The sequence below is a fragment of the Acidovorax sp. 100 genome (assembly GCF_003688355.1).
Taxonomy (GTDB): Bacteria; Pseudomonadota; Gammaproteobacteria; order Burkholderiales; family Burkholderiaceae_C; genus Acidovorax; species Acidovorax delafieldii.
This window is the reverse complement of the sequence record NZ_REFD01000001.1, coordinates 2,846,174-2,865,349: the sequence shown is the minus strand read 5'-3', so window position 1 is coordinate 2,865,349 and position 19,176 is coordinate 2,846,174. Positions and strand designations below refer to the sequence as shown.

The following is a 19,176-nucleotide window of genomic DNA, read 5'->3' as shown; positions in this document are numbered from 1 at the left end:
GCAACCTGCGCAACCGGTGCTGCACTAGCCCGCAGCCGCCATTCAAAGGCAGCACCACCGCTCTAGCGGCGCCGCCCAGGGGCAAGGCGCCGCAGGCGCCTCGGGGGTTATCTTTTCAGTCCAAATGCGCCCAGCATCTGCTCCGTCTGCTTTTGCATCTGCTCCTGCATCTGGGCCAGCATGGTCTGCGACTGCTCGACATAGTTGCCCATCATGCCCTTGAGCATGGGCGACTGCAGGCTCATGAACTGCGCCCACATCTCGGGCGTCACGCTTTGGGACTGCTCGGCCAGCTTGGTCTGCACGTCGGTGAAGGCCTGGACGTTCTTCTCCAGGTACGCACCCATGAATCCCTGCATGGCATGGCCGTAGAACCGGATGATATTGGCTAGCACCGCCTCGGTGAACATCGGGGCGCCGCCCGCCTCCTCTTCCAAAATGATCTGCAGCAGGATGCTACGTGTGAGGTCTTCGCCCGTCTTGGCGTCGCGCACCACGACGTTCTGGTGGTCCATCACCAACTGGCGCACCTCGGCCAGCGTGATGTAGGTGGAGGTGTCTGTGTCGTACAGACGGCGGTTGGGGTACTTCTTGATGACGCGCTGGGCCGATTTGGACGCAGCGGTTTTCGGTTCGGACACAACGAACTCCTCGGGCTCAAAACCCATGTATTGCAGTGCAGCACATTCTAGGGAGACTGCCGCGCCGCAGCGGCAAAGGAATACCCTGATGATGTCGGGCACCAATGTGTCGCGTGGGCGACTGATGCTTGCGGCGCCGTATGCCGTGCGGCCTTTTACGCACAACGCCCCAGCAACAGCCCTTGGCGAGGGAAGAAAGAAGCAGAAACAAAAAAGCCACCTTGCGGCGGCTTGCTCTGTGAACACCAAGGGTGGTGTTGTTGCCAAGTTTTTATGGATCTGAAAGCTGGTTTCTTTCAGCGAAAAACTTGGTAGGCGCGATTGGACTCGAACCAACGACCCCCACCATGTCAAGGTGGTGCTCTAACCAGCTGAGCTACGCGCCTGTCGTTATCAAGACCACGATTATAGCCATAAAAATCGCCCCCTCGAGCACGGCAGGCTACAAATCACACGACGCGCGCGAAGCGGGCTCACAGGCAAGGCCCGCGCGCGTCTCGCCTCAACGACGGCGGGCAGAACGAACGCCCGGCACCCCAGCCACGATGCCGAGCACCTTATTCAGGCGGCCTGAGTCGGACACTTCTACTGTGAACGTCATCCACGCCGTGCCTTTGACGGACTGGGTCTGCACACCGATCACATTGGTTTTTTCGCGGGCGAACACCTCAGAGATGTCGCGCAGCAGGCCCTGGCGGTCGGCGGCCTCCACCGCGACGTCCACCGGGTACACCGCCGTGGATGCCGATGGCTTGGGCACGCCCCACTCCACCTCGATCACACGCTCGGCATTGCGTGCCGCCATCTCGCGGAAGTTGCTGCAGTCGGCACGGTGCACGCTCACCCCTTTGCCGCGCGTGACAAAGCCACGGATGGTGTCCGGCGGCGCGGGCTTGCAGCACTTGGCCAGCTGCGTCATCAGCGAGTCGATGCCCACCACCAGCACACCGCCCTTGGGGGCCGCGTCGTTGGTTCGTGTTTTCTTGAGCAGCAGATAGTCGTCGGGCTGCAGCACGGGCTCGGGCGGGCGCAGCACCGTTTCAATGTTGCGGAGCGAAAACTCGTCCTTGCCCACCACCTCAAACAGCGCGTCGGCCGACTTGAAGCCCAGTTGCACTGCCAAATCGTCGAGCTTGATGGCGGTCTTGCCTTCGCGCTGCAACAGCTTTTCAACCGCCTCGCGACCCCGGGCCACTGTCTCGTGCGTGGCCTGTGCGTTGAACCAGGCACGCACCTTGGCCTTGGCGCGGTTGCTGGTGAGATAGCCCAGCTCGGTATTGAGCCAGTCGCGCGATGGGCGCCCTTCCTTGACCGTGGAGATTTCGACCGTCTGCCCGTTTTGCAACGGGGTATTGAGCGGCACCATCACACCATCGACCTTGGCGCCCCGGCAGCGGTGGCCCAGGCTGGTGTGGACGGAGTAGGCAAAGTCCACCGGGGTGGCGCCCTGGGGCAGCTCCACCACGGCGGCATCGGGGGTCAACACGTAGATGCGGTCCTCGAACAAGCCCCGGTTGGGCAACGCGCCCGCCAGGTCCCGCTCCCACGCCAGCAGCTGGCGCAGCACGGCAATCTTGGCGTCGTACTCGCCCGTTGCAGACACACCCGCATAACCTTTGGCCCCGGCCTCCTTGTAGGCCCAGTGCGCTGCCACGCCATGCTCGGCGTGTTCGTGCATGGCCTGGGTGCGGATCTGGATCTCGATGGGCTTGCCGTTGTCGTCCCGCACGATGGTGTGCAGCGACTGGTAGCCGTTGGGCTTGGGCTTGGCGATGTAGTCGTCAAACTCCTCCACGATGGGCTTGAACTGCTCGTGCACCCAGCTCAGGGCGGCGTAGCAGTCCTTCACCGTGGGCACCACCACACGCAGCGCGCGGATGTCGAACACCTGGTCGAAGTTGAGCGACTTGCCACGCATCTTCTTGACGATGCTGTAGATGTGCTTGGGACGGCCCGCCACGGTGGCGCTGATGCTGCGCGCGCGCAAGTCGGATTCGAGCCGCGCGCGCAGCTGCTCCATGTAGACCTCGCGCTCGCCACGCTTTTCGTCGAGCAGGCGGGCCACTTCCTTGTAGGTGTCGGGCTCCAGGAAGCGGAAGGACAGGTCCTCCAGCTCCCACTTCACCTGCCAGATGCCCAGGCGGTTCGCCAGCGGCGCAAACACCTGCAGCGACTCGCGCGCCAGGCTGGGCGACACGGGGCGCTTGCTGGCCGCATGAAAACGGAGCGTCTGCAAGCGCGAGGCCAGCCGCAGCATCACCACACGCAGGTCGCGCGAGAACGCCAGCAGCATCTTGCGCACGTTCTCCGTCTGCACGGCCGGGTCGTCCAGCGGCGCAGCCGCGCGGGCCTGCTGCTGCACGCGCATCAGCTTGGTGGTCTCCACCGCAAGCGCCGCAAAGTTCGCGCCAAAGGCCTTGGCGATCACCTCCTCGGGTTTGTTCAGATGGATGCAGGCGTGCACCAGATAGCTGGCCGCCTGCATGGCTTCGGAACCGCCAATACCCTTGAGGATGGCGGCCACGGCATCGGCATGGGCCAGCGTGTTCTCGCCGGAGTCGAGCGTTTCGCCCGCCATCAAGGGTTCGGCAAAAGCGCGCGCGCGGGCCAGTGCGTTCACCTGCTCCGGCAGGGTGTGCGCCGTGGCAGCGATGAGCTGGGGGACAGCGTCGGCCTGGGGGGTGAGAGACGCTGGTGCAGGAGGGTTGGTTTTCATCCGGCCACAGCACCTTCTGCCGCCAGCAGGAAATCCGCGACTGCGGCGACCTGATCTTCCGCCACCAGCGTGGGCGCGTGGCCCACACCGTCGAACTCCACCACGCGGGCCCGGGGCCCGCGCTGCGCCATGGCCTGCGCCGTATCGCGTGAGAGCAGGTCGGACTGCGCACCGCGCAACAGCAACGTCTGGGCCGTGATGTGGTCATACAGCTGCCACAGTGCCGCCTCGCCCGCCGCCGCAGCCTCCTGCGTCAACGTCTTGAACGGCACGGCAATCGCCGGGTCATAGTGCAGCGCGAGGCCGCCTCCGGCGGACTGCGGCAGCGCGCGCACCATGGCGCGCGACAGCTCCAGCCACTGGGCGGACGTGTGGGGGCCAAAGCTGGTGGAGATGGCCCACATTGCATCGGCCGCCTGCTGCAGCGATGCAAACCGCGCGGGCTGCCCCAGATACTGTCCGATGCGCTGCAGCGCCTGCCACTGGATGACAGGCCCCACATCGTTCAGCACCAGCCGGCGCACAGGCACCGGCAAGGGCAGGCCCGGCTGGCCGGTGATGCCCATGCCGATGAGTCCACCCATGCTCGTGCCCACCCAGTCCAGCGTGGTGATGGGGGCTTGCTGGTGCAACTGCGCAAGCAATGCCAGCATGTCCGCCGCGTATTGGGGAATCTGGTAGCCCATGGGGTCGGCCAGCCAGTCGCTACGCCCCCGGCCCACCACGTCGGGGCAGATCACTCTTGCATGCTGGCTCAGCACGCGGGCCAAGGTATCAAAATCGCGCCCCTGGCGCGACAGGCCGTGCACGCAGACGATGACGTGCGGGTGCGCCGGGTTGCCGGTGGCGTTCCACTCCCAATACGCCATGCGGTGCTGCTGTGCGGGAGCGGGTGCGCGGTCTGGAGTCTCCGGCGAGGCCGCGGGGCCTGGGCACAGTACGTAGTTCAGCGTAGGTTCAATCATGGGTGCGAAATCCGGGGGCAGCGCTCGATAATGCTGTGGTCGTTGGCACCCATCGCTTGCCCCTGAGTGCCGACTTTTTCTTGTCGTCGCATCGTAATTCATTCGGAGAGACTCCCATGCTGAAAGGCAAAACTGCCCTCGTCACCGGCTCCACCAGCGGCATTGGTCTTGGCATCGCCAAGGCCCTGGCGCGCCAGGGTGCCAACATCGTGCTCAACGGCTTTGGCGATGTGGATGGCCCCCGTGCCGAGGTGCTGACGGCCGGCGAGGCTGCGGGCGCCCAGGTGGCTTACCACGGCGCAGACATGAGCCGTGTGGCCGACATCGAAGACATGATGAAGTACAGCGCCAGCCAGTTTGGCCGCGTGGACATCCTGATCAACAACGCAGGCATCCAGCACGTGGCCAATGTGGAGAACTTTCCCGTCGAACGCTGGGACTCCATCATCGCCATCAACCTGACCAGCGCCTTCCACACCTCGCGCCTGGCCCTGCCCGCGATGAAGAGCGCCAACTGGGGCCGCATCATCAATGTGGCGTCGGTGCACGGCCTGGTGGGATCGGCCCAGAAGTCCGCCTATGTGGCCGCCAAGCACGGCATCGTGGGCCTGACCAAGGTCACCGCTCTGGAAAACGCCACCACCGGCGTGACCTGCAACGCCATCTGCCCCGGCTGGGTGCTGACGCCACTGGTGCAAAAGCAGGTGGACGCCAAGGCCGCCGAACACGGCATATCCAATGAAGAAGCCAAGAAGCTGCTGCTGGGGGAGAAGGAGCCTTCGATGCAGTTCACCACGCCCGAAGAGCTGGGCGAGCTGGCCGTGTTTTTCTGCTCCCCCGCCGCCAACAACGTGCGTGGCGTGGCGTGGAACATGGACGGCGGCTGGGCTGCTCAGTAAGCCGGCGCTGAGCAATCGCTCTGCTTTTGATAGCTGCCAGCGCTTATTCCACTAGCGCTTGCAGCCGTTTTTATTTCAAACAGGGCACACCCAGCGACTCAGGGGGCTCAGAGGCCTCAGCGCATCTGCACCGAGCCCGACACGTTCACCGTGACCTGGGCCTTGCCCGCTTCCACCGGCACGGCTGAGTCCGAGAACGACGCCGCCTTGGCCTCGGCGGCCATCATGCGGGGCCGGGGGCCGGGCGACATTTCATTGCTGTTCACGGCCACTTCGCGCAGGCTGTAGTTGGCAAATCCAAAGCCCTTGGCCAGCTCGGCGGCCCGGGCCTTGAACTGCTCGATGGCCTGGGTCTGGGCCTCGGATTCCACCTTGGCGCGGGCTTCGCGCGACAGGCCAAACGCCACCTGGCTGATCGCCAAGGTCTGGATCTTGCCGGCAGTGGCCGTGATGCGTGCAAAGTCACGCCCCTCCAGCACCAGTTCGGCACGTCCCTGCCAGCCGTTGATCTTGCCGTCCTTGCCGTAGCGCGGGTACAACCCGAACGGGCCGGTGCGCACATCCAGCTGACCGGGCTGCGCATTGCGCTTGGCCTCAGTCAGTGCAGCATCCAGCGCCTGCTTGAGTTGGGTTTGCACGGTAGCGGCATCGGCGGCCTCTTTGCTGGTGGCAAGGTTGAGCACCAGCAGGTCTTGCTGCACCTCCACCGTGCCCGTGGCCGACAGCTGCACCACGTTGCGCAGCTCAGGGGCCGGTGTATTTTGGGCAAAAGCGGCGCTTGCGCAGGCGATCAATGCACTGGCAGCTATCAATTTGGTAGTGTTTTTCATCATCACACGGTCCTTGTCATTGGTGCACGCCCCGGTTGCCAGGGGTGCGGGCCCCCACCTTAACCGCAGTGCGCTACGCCCTTGACAAAGCCATGTCGCACGAGGTGCGAAGCTGGGCAAAACTTGTAACAGTTGGTCAAACCCGGCCTCCAAACCCGAACTTCGGCGTTCCAACTGGTCAGAATTGGCTCTGTTACAAATTGGACTTGAGATCAACATGGCCACAACACCCAATCGCACCGACAAAGTTCTGGTAGTGGACGACGACGCTCGCATCCGCGACCTGCTGCGCCGCTACCTCACCCAAGAGGGTTTTGAAGTCATGGTTGCCGAAGACGGCAAGGCCCTCAACCGCCTGCTGCTGCGCGAGACGGTGGACATCATCGTGCTGGACCTGATGATGCCCGGCGAAGACGGTTTGTCGATCTGCCGCCGCCTGCGCGCCGCCAACGACCGCACCCCCATCATCATGCTCACTGCCAAAGGCGAGGACGTGGACCGCATCGTGGGCCTGGAAGTGGGTGCCGACGATTACCTGGGCAAGCCCTTCAACCCCCGCGAACTGCTGGCCCGCATCCACGCCGTGCTGCGCCGCCGCCCCGCCCAGGAAGCCCCGGGCGCCCCCTCGGGCGACAACGAAGTCGTCACCTTTGGCCCCTTCACCTTCGATCTGGGCACGCGCGCACTGCAGCGCAATGGCGAAGAACTGCCTTTGACCACCGGCGAATTCGCCATGCTCAAGGCCCTGGTGCGCCACCCGCGCCAGCCCCTGTCGCGCGAAAAGCTGGCTCTGCTGGCCCGCGGCCGCGAGTTCGAGCCCTTCGACCGCAGCCTGGACGTGCAGGTCTCTCGCCTGCGCAAGCTGGTGGAAGTGGACGCCGCAGCGCCCCGCTACATCCAGACCGTCTGGGGCGTGGGCTACGTGTTTGTGCCGGACGGAACGAGCTGATAGTTCATGGCCAACACTGAGGGCAAGCCGAGATCTTCGTCCCGCAAGTCTGTCACCGCGCCCTCCGACGCCACCAGCCCTGCCCCGCTGGAGGCCATTCGGCGGGCGCGGGAACAGCGTGCACGCGTCGGTCTGAACCTTTTCTGGCGCACGTTTTTTCTGCTGGCCCTGCTGCTGGTGGGCAGCATCCTGGCGTGGCTGCAAACCCTGCGCGCGCTGGAGTTTGAACCGCGCACGCTGCAGACCGCGCAGCAGATTGCATCGCTGGTCAACCTGAGCCGCGCCGCGCTGGTGCACTCCGACGCCATCGCGCGCGTGTCGCTCATCAAGACCATGGCCGACCAGGAGGGTGTGCGCATCCTGCCGCGCGAGCCCAAGGACAAGTACGCGCTGCTCGACCCGACGGCCCTGGGCAACCGCCTGACCGACGAGCTGACCATGCGCCTGGGCCCGGACACCATCGTGGCGCAAAGCGTGAACGGAGAAAACGGCCTGTGGGTCGGCTTCAACATCAACGGCGACCCCAACTGGCTGCTGATGGACCGCTCGCGCTTCAGCCCGGCAGGGGGACGCACCTGGCTGATCTGGCTGATCACGGCCGCCGCGCTGTCGCTGGCCGGTGCCGCGGCCATTGCCCGGCTGATCAACCGCCCGCTCAAGCAGCTGTCCTATGCGGCTAACCGCGTCAAAGACGGTGACTTTGCCGCCAGCCACCTCGACGAAGAAGTGGTGACCAGCGAAATCCGCGAGGTGAACATCGGCTTCAACCGCATGGCCCAAAAGCTGGCCAAGCTGGAACAGGACCGCGCCGTGATGCTGGCAGGCATTTCGCACGACCTGCGCACGCCGCTGGCGCGCCTGCGGCTGGAAACCGAGATGAGCGTGACCGACGAAGTGGCCCGCGAGCACATGGTGGCCGACATCGTGCAGCTAGACGCCACCATCGACAAGTTTCTGGACTACGCACGGCCCGACCACGTGACGCTCACGCCGGTGAACCTGCATGCGGTGGTGTCGTCATGTGTGTACGCGGTGCAGGACCACCGCGAGCTGCAGATCACCATGGTGGTGCCTGAGGACCTGAACGTGCTGGCAGACGAGGTGGAATTGGCCCGTGTGATCTCCAACCTGCTGGAGAACGCCCGGCGCTACGGCAAGAACGAGGACACGGGCATCACCAACGTGGACATCGCCGCCAAGAGCCGCGAAAACTGGGTGCTGATCAAGTTGCGCGACCACGGCGCTGGCGTGCCGCCTGAGCAGCTGTCCAACCTCACCAAGCCGTTCTTCCGGGGCGACTCGGCGCGCACGGCGGCGGCGGGTGCGGGCCTGGGGCTGTCGATTGTGGACAAGACGGTGCAGCGCATGGGCGGCATTTTTGCGCTGGCCAACTCCAGCACCGGAGGCCTGGTGGCCCACCTGCAACTGCAGCGCGCCACCAGCCTGCCCGAAGGCGTGGACCCCAAGCAGCGCCTGCAGCGCCCATCCGTCAAGCGCCAGCTGCCCCGGCGACGGGCGGAAGACAGGATGGCCTGATCCCCTGCCCTGCCCCCAACACAAAGCCCTCCACTGGAGGGCTTTGTGTTTTGGAACCGCCTCAGCGCACCATGCAAGGTGACTTGTTGTTGAACTTCCAGCCGGGGATCAGGTACTGCATCGCAATCGCGTCGTCGCGTGCCCCCAGGCCGTGCTGCAGGTACAGGCGGTGGGCGCGCTCAACCTCGTCCATGTCCAGCTCTACCCCCAGACCGGGCTTCTTGGGCAGGTCAATGAAACCATTCCTGATCTGGAACGGCTGCTTCGTCAGGCGCTCGCCGTCCTGCCAGATCCAGTGCGTGTCGATCGCGGTCACGCGGCCCGGGGCAGCGGCGCCCACGTGGGTGAACATGGCCAGCGAAACATCGAAATGGTTGTTGGAGTGCGAGCCCCAGGTCAGGCCGAAGGCCTGGCACATCTGCGCCACACGCACTGATCCGGCCATGGTCCAGAAATGCGGGTCTGCCAGCGGAATATCCACCGACTGCAGCGCCAGGCTGTGCGCCATTTCGCGCCAGTCGGTGGCCACCATGTTGGTAGCGGTCGGCAGGCCGGTGGCGCGGCGGAACTCGGCCATCACCTCGCGGCCCGAGAACACGCCTTCTGCGCCGCAGGGGTCTTCGGCATAGGCCATCACGCCATGCAGGTCGCGCGTGAGGCGGATGGCGTCTTTCAACAGCCAGCCGCCATTGGGGTCCAGCGTCACGCGCGCTTCGGGGAAGCGCTCGTGCAGCGCGCGGATGGCCTCGACCTCTTCCTCGCCACGCAGCACACCGCCCTTGAGCTTGAAGTCAGCAAAGCCATAGCGCTGGTAAGCGGCCTCGGCCAGGCGCACGATGCCCTCAGCCGTCATCGCCTTTTCGTTGCGCAGGCGGAACCAGTCGTTGTCAGCGCCGGGCTCGGTGCGGTAGGCCAAATCGGTCTTGGTGCGGTCGCCCACATAGAACAGGTAGCCCAGCATTTGCACCGATGTGCGCTGAATGCCGTCGCCCAGCAGCGCGGCCACGGGCACGCCCAGGTGCTGGCCCAGCAGATCGAGAAAGGCCGACTCCACCGCCGTCACGGCATGGATGGTGATGCGAAGGTCAAAGGTCTGCAGGCCACGCCCGCCCGCATCGCGGTCGGCAAACTGGGCGCGCATGGCATTGAGCACGGCGTTGTGGTGACCCACGGGCTGGCCCACGATGAGCGGTCGCGCATCTTCGATGGTCTGGCGGATCTTCTCGCCGCCGGGTACTTCGCCCACGCCTGTGTTGCCCGCGCTGTCACGCAGGATGAGCAGGTTGCGCGTGAAGAACGGACCGTGCGCGCCGCTCAGGTTCATGAGCATGCTGTCGTGGCCCGCTACAGGCACCACGCGCAGCTCGGTGATAACGGGGGTGCTGGTGGCAGATGGATTGGAAGAGTTGGTCATGGTGGTCAGAAAACGAGGATGAGGCGCGCCCGGCGCCTCGTGGCAGGGCTCAATCAGCGGTGATTTTTCGGGTCTCGATCACGGTCTTCCAACGGGCGAATTCGCGCGCTTGGTAGGCGGTGAAGGCTTCGGGCGTGCTGCCGACAATCTCCAGGCCCTGGTCCAGCATGCGCTTTTTCACGGCAGGGTCGTTGATGGCCGCGATGGCGGCGTCAGCGAGCTTCTTCTTGAGTGCTGGCGGCAGGCCCTTGGGTGCGGCCATGCCCTGCCAGGAGTACACCTCAGCACCGGTCACGCCCGCTTCGGCCAGCGTGGGTACATCCGGCAGCACAGGGCTGCGCTTGTCGCCCGTCACAGCGATGGCGTGCAGCTTGCCCGCACGGATGTGCTGCAACACGGCGTTCACGTTCTGGAACGAGAACTCCACCTGCCCGCCCAGCAGGTCGTTGATGGCCGGTGCGCCACCCTTGTAGGGAATGTGCAGGCCTTCGGTGCCACTCTGCTGCCAGAACACTTCGGCAGAAAGGTGGTCTGACGAGCCGTTGCCCGAGCTGGCAAAACTCACCTTGCCCGGGTTGGCCTTGAGCTGGGCGATCACCTCCTTCACGGTGCGCGCCTTCTGCCCGGGGGCTGCGACCAGCACGTTGGGCGCCTGTACCGGCACGGTGATGTAGTCAAAGTCCTTGAGGGCGTCGTATGGCACGCTCTTGAGCAAATGCGGCGCCACGACAAAGGCACCCAGCGACGACACCAGCAGCGTGTAGCCATCGGCTGGCGCGCGCTTGACCATGCCCGCGCCCAGTGTGCCCGTGGCACCCGGGCGGTTGTCCACCACGAAGTTCTGGCCCAACTTGTCGCCCATGTGCAGGGCTATGGCGCGGGCCACCATGTCGGTGGAACCGCCGGCCGGGAACGGCACGACGATGGTCACGGGTTTATCGGGCCAGGTGGCAGCAGCGGGCGCGGCGGTCTGCGCAGATGCGGCAAAAGCAAGGCCACAGGCGGCAGCAACAAGCAACAGTTTCTTGGCAACGAACATGAGGGTGTCTCCGAAAGCAGTAATGGCAGGCCCTCTGCGGGGCCTCGGGGGTGGATGAGAAAAGGAAGGAATCAGTCGGCCGCGCTTACTGCGGCCCGAGCTTGTCAATCAGCGCCTTGAGCTCTTCCATCTCATGGGGCTTGAGGTCCGTCAGCGGCGCCCGCACCGGCCCGCCGTCATGGCCCACGATGCGCGCCCCCGCCTTGATGATCGATACGCCATAGCCCTCCACCCGGTTGCGGATGGCCAGGTACGGCATGAAGAACGACTTGAGCAGCCGGTGCTGCGTGGCCGTGTCATCGCTGGCCACCGCCTTGTAGAACGCCATCGCCGTCTTGGGGATGAAGTTGAACACCGCCGACGAATACACCGGCGTGCCCAGCGCCTTGTAGGCAGCGGCATACACCTCCGCCGTGGGCAGACCGCCCAAGTACGAGAAGCGGTCCCCCATCTTCATGTAGATGGAAGACATGGTCTCGATGTTGCCCACACCGTCCTTGAACCCCACCAGGTTCGGACAACGCTCGGCCAGGATGGCCAGGGACTCGGCCGTGAGCTTGGTGCGGTCGCGGTTGTAAACGATCACACCGAACTTCACGCTCTTGCAGACCTGCTCCACATGGGCGATCAGGCCTTCCTGGCCAGCTTCGGTCAGGTAGTGGGGCAGCAGCAGGATGCCATGGGCGCCCAGGCGCTCGGCCTCCTGGGCATGGGCAATGGCCGTGCGGGTGGGGCCACCGGCCCCGGCAATGATCGGCACCTTGCCCCGGCAGGTATCCACGGCCGTCTTGATGACCTCGCTGTACTCGGAGCCCGAGAGCGAGAAGTACTCACCCGTGCCACCGGCGGCAAACAGGGCGCTGGCGCCGTAGGGGGCGAGCCACTCCAGGCGCTCGATGTAGGTCTTGGGGCGGAAGTTGCCCTGCTCGTCGAAGTCGGTGATGGGGAACGAAAGCAGGCCGGAGCCCATGATGGTTTTGAGTTCTTGCGGGGTCATGGTGAAAAGCGGGCGGTGGGTAAGAGGTCTTTAAAGGTCGTACAAGTCACAGAGTTTTTGCTCTATATGGGGAAATTTCTGCGATTTATGCAAATGTTAACGTTAACATCATCAGACAACATAGTGAAAACCCTTGGTTTGTGAATTTCACTTGGGTGCCGTCGCACAGGGGCGTGCACGGTGCCAACCCGAAGTCACGCGCCCTTTAGACTCCACCACCATGCAAGCTCCTGATCCGGCCCGCACTGCCCCACCCTCCGGCCGCGACCGCTCGGCGGTCACGCTGCGCGAGGTGGCAGAACGGGCAGGCGTGTCGATGATTACCGTGTCGCGCGCCATCAACACGCCGCAGCAGGTGTCTGAGCGCACACGGCAACGGGTTCAGGAAGCCGTTTCCGCCTTGGGCTATGTACCCAACCTCGTGGCAGGCGGGTTGCGTTCGGCGCGCAGCCACGTGGTGACGGCACTGGTCCCCACGCTCACGGGGCCACTGTTTGGTGAAATGGTGCAGGCCCTCACCGATGCGCTGGAACTGCGCGGCTTTCAGGTCATGGTGGGCCAGGTGGGCTACGCCCGTTCACGCGAAGACGAGTTGCTGCGCGCCATCGTGGGCCGGCGGCCCGATGGGATCGTGCTTACGGGGGTCATGCACTCACCCGAGGGGCGGCGGTTGCTGATGGCCTCGGGCATTCCGGTGGTGGAAACCTGGGACTTCACGGACACCCCGATCGACATGCTGGTCGGCCTGCGCCACGAAGCGCTGGGCGCCGCCGTGTGCGAGCACCTGTTCGCCAGGGGACGGCGACGGCTGGCGCTGCTCAGTGGCGGAGACGAGCGCGCGGCGCGGCGCGCTCAGGGCTTTGCCGACGCCGCCGCGCACCTGGGTCTGCGCCCGCCCGCCGTGCGACTGGGTAAATCACCCACTACCCACGCAGATGGCCGTGCCGGGCTCGCAGCCCTGCTGGCCGACGTGCCCGATATCGACGCAGTGTTCTGCAGCTCCGACATGCTCGCCCTGGGCGTGCTCACCGAAGCCAGGGCCCGCGCAATCGCAGTGCCTCAGCAACTCGCGGTGATGGGGTTTGGCGACATCGACTTTGCCGAGACCGTCAGCCCGGCTCTTTCCAGCGTGCGCATCGATGGCACACGCATAGGCCAGACAGCAGCTCAGTGGATTGCCGACCGGGCCGAGGGCAAGGCAGTCGCCCAGCCCGTGGTGGACATCGGCTTTTCCATCGTGGAGCGCAGCAGCAGCTGAGCGCTGCAAGACACTGCGGCAAAGGCCGGGCCAATCCCCTGCGGCTTACGCCCGGTAGACCAGCGCTATGGCCCGTGCCTCCATGGCCAGCCCCTGCCCCACCGGGCCCAGGCGCTCGGCCGTCTTGGCTTTCACATTGACCTGGTCCTCTGCCACACCCACCGCGCGGGCGATGGCGGCCCGCATGCCGGGGATGTGCGCCGCCAGGCGTGGGGCCTGGGCGATAACCGTGCTGTCGATGTTGCCGATCTCAAAGCCCGCTGCGCGCACCCGCCGCGCCGCCTCGGCCAGCAGCACGCCCGAGTCTGCGCCCCGGAACGCGGCATCGGTGTCGGGGAAATGGCGGCCAATGTCTCCCAGTGCCGCCGCGCCCAGCAGCGCGTCAGTGATGGCGTGCAGCAATACGTCGGCGTCCGAGTGGCCCAGCAGGCCTGTCGGGTGAGGGATCTCCACCCCACCAATCACCAGGCGGCGGCCGGGCACCAGCGCATGTACGTCCCAGCCTTCTCCAATCCTGAAATTCATTTGTCTGCCTTTGTGAAGGTTTGTGTGAGGAGTCGCGGGGAACGTCGGACGGTTTCCCCCGATGAGCAACGCAGGCAGCGCACCGGTGATGCCGGCAGCGCCATGCGCAGCGGACTAAAAAAGATTCTTCTTGCCTGGGGCCGTACTCACCTGCCCCCGCTCCCCGCCAAAGCGCTCCAGCGTGGTGCTGTGCGCCCGCTGGGCCAGCACCGCAGCTGCCAGCGCGAAATCGTCCGGGTAAGTGACCTTGAAATTCTGCGCCCCGCCGGGCACCAGCCGGGGGTGAAAACCCAGGGCCTCCATCGCACTGGCTTCATCGGTCACGTTGGAGCCCACCTTGTCGATGGCCTCCATCAGCGGGCCGATGCGGAACATCTGCGGCGTCTGCGCCAGCCACTTGTCGCTGCGGTCCACAGTGGAGGCCACGCGCACGCCGCCCGGGCCGTCGATGGAAGTCTTGAGCGTGTCGGCCAGCTTGTGCGCCAACAGGCCACCCACACTGTCGCCCGCGCATTGGTCGATGAGCGCATCGATCTGCTCTGAGGTCACGAGGCAGCGCGCTGCGTCATGCACCAGCACCCAGTCGCCAGGTTGGGCGCCACGATCCAGCAGCGCCCTGAGGCCACCCAGCACCGTGTCGGCACGCGTGGGGCCACCACACTCCACCACAAAAAATGCGGGATGGGCATGGGCAACCAGAAAGTGATCCCCCGGCGCCACGGCCACCAGCGTCCCCAGCAAGCGCCCGACTCCGGCAAACGCAGCCAGTGTGTGCAGCACCATCGGATGGCCTGCCACCAGGTGGTATTGCTTGGGCAACGGGGCAACCGCCACGGGTGCATTGGCAGACAGCGCTGAGGTGGGCGAAAAAGCCGCCACGGTCGATGCCTGCACAGGCTGTGCTGAAGGGGCCATGCCTGCGCCTGCCGGCACGGCCCGCGACCCGACCCCTGCACAGGGCACCAAGGCCCAAAAACGCCCTTGGGCCGACAAGGGGGTGAGCGAAGGGTGCAACAGAGGAGCAGTCATGGAGCGCTCATTCTAAAATCTCCCGTTGCCCCCGATCCAGCCCGTGCGTGTTTCGCGCCCCTGGGGATGCGGTGGGCCCACTGACGACACCGTCCGCATGGAACTCCCCAAACTCTCCCCCGGAAAACGCTTTGCCCTGCCCCGCCCCGTGGGCAGCGCCGACTCCCTGCTGCTGGCACGCCTGGCCGAGCGCGACAAGGCCGCTGGCCACACCACCGCCATCGTCACGTCCGACGCCACCGATGCACAGCGGCTCATCGACGAAATGGCCTTTTTTGCGCCGGGCCTGCGCTGCGCACTGTTCCCCGACTGGGAGACGCTGCCTTACGACACCTTCTCCCCGCACCAAGACCTGATCAGCGAGCGGCTGGCCACGCTGTGGCGCATTTCGCAAGGCGAAGCCGATGTCGTGCTGGTGCCCGCCACCACCGCGTTGTACCGGCTCGCGCCGCCCTCCTTCCTCGCGGGCTACACCTTCCACTTCAAGGTCAGGCAAAAGCTCGACGAGGCGAAGTTCAAGGCCCAGCTCACGCTGGCGGGGTACAGCCATGTCTCGCAGGTGGTGAGCCCGGGCGAGTACGCCGTGCGCGGCGGGCTGATCGACCTGTTCCCCATGGGCTCGCTCGTACCCTTCCGCGTGGATTTGTTCGACGACGAGATCGACAGCATCCGCACCTTCGACCCCGACAGCCAGCGCAGCCTGTACCCCGTGCCCGAGGTGCGCCTGCTGCCCGGGCGCGAGTTCCCCATGGACGACGAGGCGCGCGCCAAGTTCCGCAGCCGCTGGCGCGAGATGCTCGAGGGCGACCCGACCAAGAGCCGCATCTACAAGGACATGGGCGCGGGCGTGGCCACGGCCGGCATCGAGTACTACCTGCCGCTGTTCTTCGACGAGACCGCCACCGTGTTCGACTACCTGGGCGGCGAAGCCACCGTGGTGCTGCACGGCGACCTGGAGCCCGCCTTCCAGCGCTTCTGGCAGGACACGAAAGACCGCTTTCGCCTGGTGCAGGGCGACCCCGAGCGCCCGGTGCTGCCACCCGAGGCGCTGTTCCTCTCGGCCGACCAGTTCTACACGCGCGCCAAGGAGCATGCCCAGCTGTCCATCCGCCCCGGCGTGGAGGACATTGCCGACAACCCGCACTTCCAGAAGCTGGGCGACCTGTCGGTGGTGCGTGGTGCCGAAGACCCGCTGGCCCGTCTGCACGCCCACATCCGCAACACGCAAAACCGCGTGCTGCTGCTGGCTGAGAGCGATGGCCGGCGCGAGAGCCTGCTCGACTTTCTGCGCGCCAGCGGGGTGAACCCACCGGCCTTCGACTCGCTGGCCGAGTTCCAGGGCGCGGACGATGAGAAGGTGGGCATCGCCACCGCCGGCCTCACCGTGGGCTTCAGCTGGATCGAGGACGGCATCGACTTCGTCACCGAGACCGAACTCTTCGCCGCCGGCCCCACCACGCGTCGGCGCAAAAAGCAGGAGCAGGTGAGCGACGTTGAGGCGCTGATCAAGGACCTGGCCGAGCTCAACGTGGGCGACCCCGTGGTCCACAGCGCGCACGGCATCGGCCGCTACCGCGGCCTGGTCAACATGGACGTGGGCAACAAGAACCCCGACGGCACGCCCGCCATGCAGGAGTTCCTGCATCTGGAATACGCCGACAAGGCCGTGCTCTACGTGCCCGTGAGCCAGCTACAGCTCATCAGCCGCTACACCGGCGTCAGCGCCGACGAAGCACCGCTGCACAAGCTGGGCAGCGGCCAGTGGGAAAAGGCCAAGCGCAAGGCCGCCGAGCAGGTGCGCGACAGCGCGGCCGAGCTGCTCAACATCTATGCCCGCCGCGCGGCGCGCGAAGGCCACGCCTTCCGCTACAGCCCGCAGGACTACGAGACCTTTGCCAACGACTTCGGCTTTGAAGAAACGGCCGACCAGAACGCGGCCATCCACGCGGTGATCCAGGACATGATCAGCCCCCGCCCCATGGACCGCCTGGTCTGCGGCGACGTGGGCTTTGGCAAGACCGAGGTGGCCCTGCGCGCGGCCTTCGTGGCCGTCACGGGCGGCAAGCAGGTGGCCTTCCTCGCGCCCACGACCCTGCTGGCCGAGCAGCACTACCAGACGCTGGTAGACCGCTTCAGCAAATGGCCGGTGAAGGTGGCCGAGGTGTCGCGCTTTCGCTCGGGCAAGGAGATCACCGCCGCCATCAAGGGCATCGGCGACGGCACGGTGGACATCGTGGTGGGCACGCACAAGCTGCTGTCTGAGTCCACCAAGTTCCACAACCTGGGCCTGCTCATCATCGACGAGGAGCACCGCTTCGGCGTGCGCCACAAGGAGCAGATGAAGGCCCTGCGCGCCGAGGTGGACGTGCTCACCCTCACAGCCACGCCCATCCCGCGCACGCTGGGCATGGCGCTGGAAGGCCTGCGCGACCTGTCGGTCATCGCGACCGCACCGCAGCGGCGCCTGGCGATCAAGACCTTCGTGCGCAACGAGGGCACGGGCGTGATCCGCGAAGCGGTGCTGCGTGAATTGAAGCGTGGCGGGCAGGTGTACTTCCTGCACAACGAGGTGGAGACCATCGAGAACCGCCGCCAGAAGCTCGAAGAAATATTGCCCGAGGCCCGCATCGCCGTGGCCCACGGCCAGATGCCTGAGCGCGAACTGGAGCGCGTGATGCGCGACTTCGTCGCCCAGCGCTACAACATCCTGCTGTGCTCGACCATCATCGAGACCGGCATCGACGTGCCCACGGCCAACACCATCATCATGAGCCGCGCCGACAAGTTCGGCCTGGCGCAGCTGCACCAGCTGCGCGGCCGCGTGGGCCGCAGCCACCACCAGGCGTACGCCTACCTGATGGTGCCCGACACCGAGGGCCTGACCAAGCAGGCCGCGCAGCGGCTCGACGCCATCCAGCAGATGGAGGAACTGGGCAGCGGCTTCTACCTGGCCATGCACGACCTGGAGATCCGGGGCGCCGGCGAGGTGCTGGGCGAGAACCAGAGCGGCAACATGCTGGAGGTGGGCTTTCAGCTGTACAACGAGATGCTGAACGAAGCCGTCAAGGCGCTCAAGGCCGGCAAGGAGCCGGACCTGCTCAGCCCGCTGAGCGTCACCACCGACATCAACCTGCACGCCCCCGCCCTGCTGCCCGACGACTACTGCGGCGACGTGCACCTGCGCCTGTCGTTCTACAAGAAGCTGGCCACGGCCAAGAACCCCGACCAGATCGACAGCCTGCTCGAAGAGATCGTGGACCGCTTCGGCAAGCTGCCCCCGCAGGCCCAGACCCTCATCGACGTGCACCGCCTGCGCGTGCTTAGCCAGCCCTACGGCGTGGTCAAGGTGGATGCCGCGCCGGGCGTGATCAACATCACCTTCAAGCCCCAGCCGCCCATCGACCCGATGCGCATCATTGAACTGATTCAGAAGAACAAGCACATCAAGCTGGCGGGCAACGAGAAGCTGCGCATCGAGCGCGAGCTGAAAGAGCCCAAAGACCGCGCACAGATGGTGCGGGACATTCTGCGCAGCCTGGGGCAACCCGTGGTGGCTGCATAGCACTTTACAAGCCAGAGAGGTCACAAGCGCTAGTAAATCATGCGCTGGTAGCTATCAAAAGAGAAGCAAAAAAATGTGGCTGGAGTCTCTTGTCGCGCTGGTGGCCCTGACGACCGCCTTGGTCACGCGGCCCTGGCGCTTGCTGGCCAGCCGCACGCCGCTGGAGCACGAGTCCCATGGCGCGGCGTCCCCGCTGTGGACACCATTGCTCGCCACGCTGGTGTTTCTGCCCTGGCTGTGGGCGCTGCCCACGCTGCACGCCATGCCGCTGCAATTGCAATGGTCGGGCGCGTGCCTCGTGGTGCTGATGCTGGGCTGGCCGCTGGCCATCCCGGTGCTGCTGGCGGTGGGCGCCATTGCGGGCCTGCTCTCACCCGCCCTGGACTGGGCCGATGCCCTGGGCGCTGCCATCTGGCTGGGGGTCGTGCCCGCCACGCTGGCCCTGGCGCTGGGCGCGCTGGTGCGGCGCTTTGTCGGTACGCAGCCGTTTGTGTACGTGTTGGGCCGGGCGTTTCTGGGCACTGTGGCCTGCGTGTTTGCGGCAGGCGTGCTCTCGCAATGGACCGGGCACCAGTTGCCCGGTGTGGGCGACGAACTGTCGCTGGTGGCCCGCTGGCTCATGGCATGGGGCGACGGGTTTGTGACGGGCATGCTCACCGCGATTTTTGTGGCCTTCAAGCCCGAGTGGCTGGCCACCTGGTCCGACCAGCTCTATCTGAAGCGCCCTCCGCAGTAGCGCAGTGTTGCCAACGCACACCACAGGCACTGCAGACACGCACCGATACGAAACGTATATGTTTCGAATACAATTCGCTG

Annotated in this window: 16 protein-coding genes and 1 tRNA gene; 7 read left to right on the top strand and 10 right to left on the bottom strand. The window is 65.6% G+C overall.

The window, feature by feature from the left end; translation table 11 throughout:
• Positions 1–107: 107 nt before the first annotated feature.
• On the bottom strand, positions 108–668 hold the full coding sequence (gene phaR, locus C8C96_RS13215) for a polyhydroxyalkanoate synthesis repressor PhaR (RefSeq protein WP_056064204.1): 561 nt from the start codon (positions 666–668) through the stop codon (positions 108–110).
• Positions 669–729: 61 nt separating this feature from the next.
• On the opposite strand from phaR, the gene C8C96_RS24655 reads away from it, so the two are divergent.
• Positions 730–924, top strand: a complete 195-nt coding sequence (locus C8C96_RS24655) for a hypothetical protein (protein ID WP_158605760.1) — start codon at positions 730–732, stop codon at positions 922–924.
• A gap of 26 nt (positions 925–950) precedes the next feature.
• Here the strand turns inward: C8C96_RS24655 and C8C96_RS13210 are convergent.
• The 3 genes from C8C96_RS13210 to C8C96_RS13200 form a co-directional block, all read right to left on the bottom strand.
• A tRNA-Val gene (locus tag C8C96_RS13210) sits at positions 951–1,027 on the bottom strand.
• 116 nt (positions 1,028–1,143) lie between these two features.
• Positions 1,144–3,357, bottom strand: coding sequence for a bifunctional (p)ppGpp synthetase/guanosine-3',5'-bis(diphosphate) 3'-pyrophosphohydrolase (locus C8C96_RS13205; protein ID WP_121942606.1), 2,214 nt, complete (start codon positions 3,355–3,357; stop codon positions 1,144–1,146).
• Positions 3,354–4,322 (bottom strand): alpha/beta fold hydrolase, encoded by a 969-nt coding sequence (locus tag C8C96_RS13200; protein ID WP_121942605.1) that lies wholly within the window; start codon positions 4,320–4,322, stop codon positions 3,354–3,356. Before C8C96_RS13200 ends, C8C96_RS13205 begins: the two co-directional genes overlap by 4 nt.
• A 116-nt stretch (positions 4,323–4,438) precedes the next feature.
• Here C8C96_RS13200 and C8C96_RS13195 point away from each other — a divergent pair, with 116 nt between their 5' ends.
• Positions 4,439–5,221 (top strand): 3-hydroxybutyrate dehydrogenase, encoded by a 783-nt coding sequence (locus tag C8C96_RS13195; RefSeq protein WP_121942604.1) that lies wholly within the window; start codon positions 4,439–4,441, stop codon positions 5,219–5,221.
• Between the two features lie 116 nt (positions 5,222–5,337).
• On the opposite strand, the gene C8C96_RS13190 is transcribed toward C8C96_RS13195, so the two are convergent.
• Positions 5,338–6,051 (bottom strand): SIMPL domain-containing protein, encoded by a 714-nt coding sequence (locus C8C96_RS13190; RefSeq protein ID WP_121944006.1) that lies wholly within the window; start codon positions 6,049–6,051, stop codon positions 5,338–5,340.
• A 217-nt stretch (positions 6,052–6,268) separates the two neighbouring features.
• Here C8C96_RS13190 and ompR point away from each other — a divergent pair, with 217 nt between their 5' ends.
• The gene (gene ompR / locus C8C96_RS13185) at positions 6,269–7,000 is read left to right on the top strand and encodes a two-component system response regulator OmpR (protein WP_015014739.1); all 732 of its coding nucleotides are present in this window, start codon (positions 6,269–6,271) and stop codon (positions 6,998–7,000) included.
• A 6-nt stretch (positions 7,001–7,006) separates the two neighbouring features.
• Positions 7,007–8,536, top strand: a complete 1,530-nt coding sequence (locus tag C8C96_RS13180; RefSeq protein ID WP_121942603.1) for a sensor histidine kinase — start codon at positions 7,007–7,009, stop codon at positions 8,534–8,536.
• A gap of 61 nt (positions 8,537–8,597) precedes the next feature.
• Here the strand turns inward: C8C96_RS13180 and gudD are convergent, their stop codons facing one another.
• The 3 genes from gudD to kdgD form a co-directional block, all read right to left on the bottom strand.
• Positions 8,598–9,950, bottom strand: coding sequence for a glucarate dehydratase (gudD, locus tag C8C96_RS13175; RefSeq protein ID WP_121942602.1), 1,353 nt, complete (start codon positions 9,948–9,950; stop codon positions 8,598–8,600).
• A 49-nt stretch (positions 9,951–9,999) separates the two neighbouring features.
• A complete protein-coding gene (locus C8C96_RS13170; RefSeq protein WP_199170823.1) occupies positions 10,000–10,989 on the bottom strand; it encodes a tripartite tricarboxylate transporter substrate binding protein in 990 nt (329 codons plus the stop codon).
• Between the two features lie 85 nt (positions 10,990–11,074).
• Positions 11,075–11,986 carry a 5-dehydro-4-deoxyglucarate dehydratase gene (gene kdgD / locus C8C96_RS13165; protein WP_121942601.1) on the bottom strand — a complete coding sequence of 304 codons (912 nt, stop codon included), beginning with the start codon at positions 11,984–11,986 and terminating at the stop codon, positions 11,075–11,077.
• A gap of 220 nt (positions 11,987–12,206) precedes the next feature.
• Between kdgD and C8C96_RS13160 the strand changes: the two genes are divergently transcribed.
• Positions 12,207–13,244, top strand: coding sequence for a LacI family DNA-binding transcriptional regulator (locus C8C96_RS13160; RefSeq protein WP_121942600.1), 1,038 nt, complete (start codon positions 12,207–12,209; stop codon positions 13,242–13,244).
• Positions 13,245–13,289: 45 nt separating this feature from the next.
• On the opposite strand, the gene ispF is transcribed toward C8C96_RS13160, so the two are convergent.
• On the bottom strand, positions 13,290–13,769 hold the full coding sequence (gene ispF / locus C8C96_RS13155) for a 2-C-methyl-D-erythritol 2,4-cyclodiphosphate synthase (RefSeq protein ID WP_121942599.1): 480 nt from the start codon (positions 13,767–13,769) through the stop codon (positions 13,290–13,292).
• Between the two features lie 114 nt (positions 13,770–13,883).
• A complete protein-coding gene (locus C8C96_RS13150) occupies positions 13,884–14,798 on the bottom strand; it encodes a 2-C-methyl-D-erythritol 4-phosphate cytidylyltransferase (RefSeq protein ID WP_121942598.1) in 915 nt (304 codons plus the stop codon).
• 97 nt (positions 14,799–14,895) lie between these two features.
• Here C8C96_RS13150 and mfd point away from each other — a divergent pair, with 97 nt between their 5' ends.
• Both mfd and C8C96_RS13140 read left to right on the top strand, forming a co-directional pair.
• The gene (gene mfd / locus C8C96_RS13145) at positions 14,896–18,360 is read left to right on the top strand and encodes a transcription-repair coupling factor (RefSeq protein WP_121942597.1); all 3,465 of its coding nucleotides are present in this window, start codon (positions 14,896–14,898) and stop codon (positions 18,358–18,360) included.
• Between the two features lie 73 nt (positions 18,361–18,433).
• Complete coding sequence (locus C8C96_RS13140; protein WP_121942596.1) at positions 18,434–19,096, top strand: hypothetical protein; 663 nt, start codon at positions 18,434–18,436, stop codon at positions 19,094–19,096.
• Positions 19,097–19,176: the final 80 nt, after the last annotated feature.

Excerpts from the sequence above, each read along its gene's own strand:
- C8C96_RS13160 (WP_121942600.1), top strand. The coding sequence starts at position 12,207 with ATGCAAGCTCCTGATCCGGCCCGCACTGCCCCACCCTCCGGCCGCGAC.
- mfd (WP_121942597.1), top strand. The coding sequence starts at position 14,896 with ATGGAACTCCCCAAACTCTCCCCCGGAAAACGCTTTGCCCTGCCCCGC.
- C8C96_RS13205 (WP_121942606.1), bottom strand. The coding sequence starts at position 3,357 with ATGAAAACCAACCCTCCTGCACCAGCGTCTCTCACCCCCCAGGCCGAC.
- phaR (WP_056064204.1), bottom strand. The coding sequence starts at position 668 with ATGGGTTTTGAGCCCGAGGAGTTCGTTGTGTCCGAACCGAAAACCGCT.
- C8C96_RS13190 (WP_121944006.1), bottom strand. The coding sequence starts at position 6,051 with ATGAAAAACACTACCAAATTGATAGCTGCCAGTGCATTGATCGCCTGC.
- C8C96_RS13200 (WP_121942605.1), bottom strand. The coding sequence starts at position 4,322 with ATGATTGAACCTACGCTGAACTACGTACTGTGCCCAGGCCCCGCGGCC.
- ispF (WP_121942599.1), bottom strand. The coding sequence starts at position 13,769 with ATGAATTTCAGGATTGGAGAAGGCTGGGACGTACATGCGCTGGTGCCC.
- C8C96_RS13195 (WP_121942604.1), top strand. The coding sequence starts at position 4,439 with ATGCTGAAAGGCAAAACTGCCCTCGTCACCGGCTCCACCAGCGGCATT.
- kdgD (WP_121942601.1), bottom strand. The coding sequence starts at position 11,986 with ATGACCCCGCAAGAACTCAAAACCATCATGGGCTCCGGCCTGCTTTCG.
- C8C96_RS13150 (WP_121942598.1), bottom strand. The coding sequence starts at position 14,798 with ATGACTGCTCCTCTGTTGCACCCTTCGCTCACCCCCTTGTCGGCCCAA.
- C8C96_RS13140 (WP_121942596.1), top strand. The coding sequence starts at position 18,434 with ATGTGGCTGGAGTCTCTTGTCGCGCTGGTGGCCCTGACGACCGCCTTG.
- C8C96_RS13170 (WP_199170823.1), bottom strand. The coding sequence starts at position 10,989 with ATGTTCGTTGCCAAGAAACTGTTGCTTGTTGCTGCCGCCTGTGGCCTT.
- ompR (WP_015014739.1), top strand. The coding sequence starts at position 6,269 with ATGGCCACAACACCCAATCGCACCGACAAAGTTCTGGTAGTGGACGAC.
- gudD (WP_121942602.1), bottom strand. The coding sequence starts at position 9,950 with ATGACCAACTCTTCCAATCCATCTGCCACCAGCACCCCCGTTATCACC.
- C8C96_RS24655 (WP_158605760.1), top strand. The coding sequence starts at position 730 with ATGATGTCGGGCACCAATGTGTCGCGTGGGCGACTGATGCTTGCGGCG.
- C8C96_RS13180 (WP_121942603.1), top strand. The coding sequence starts at position 7,007 with ATGGCCAACACTGAGGGCAAGCCGAGATCTTCGTCCCGCAAGTCTGTC.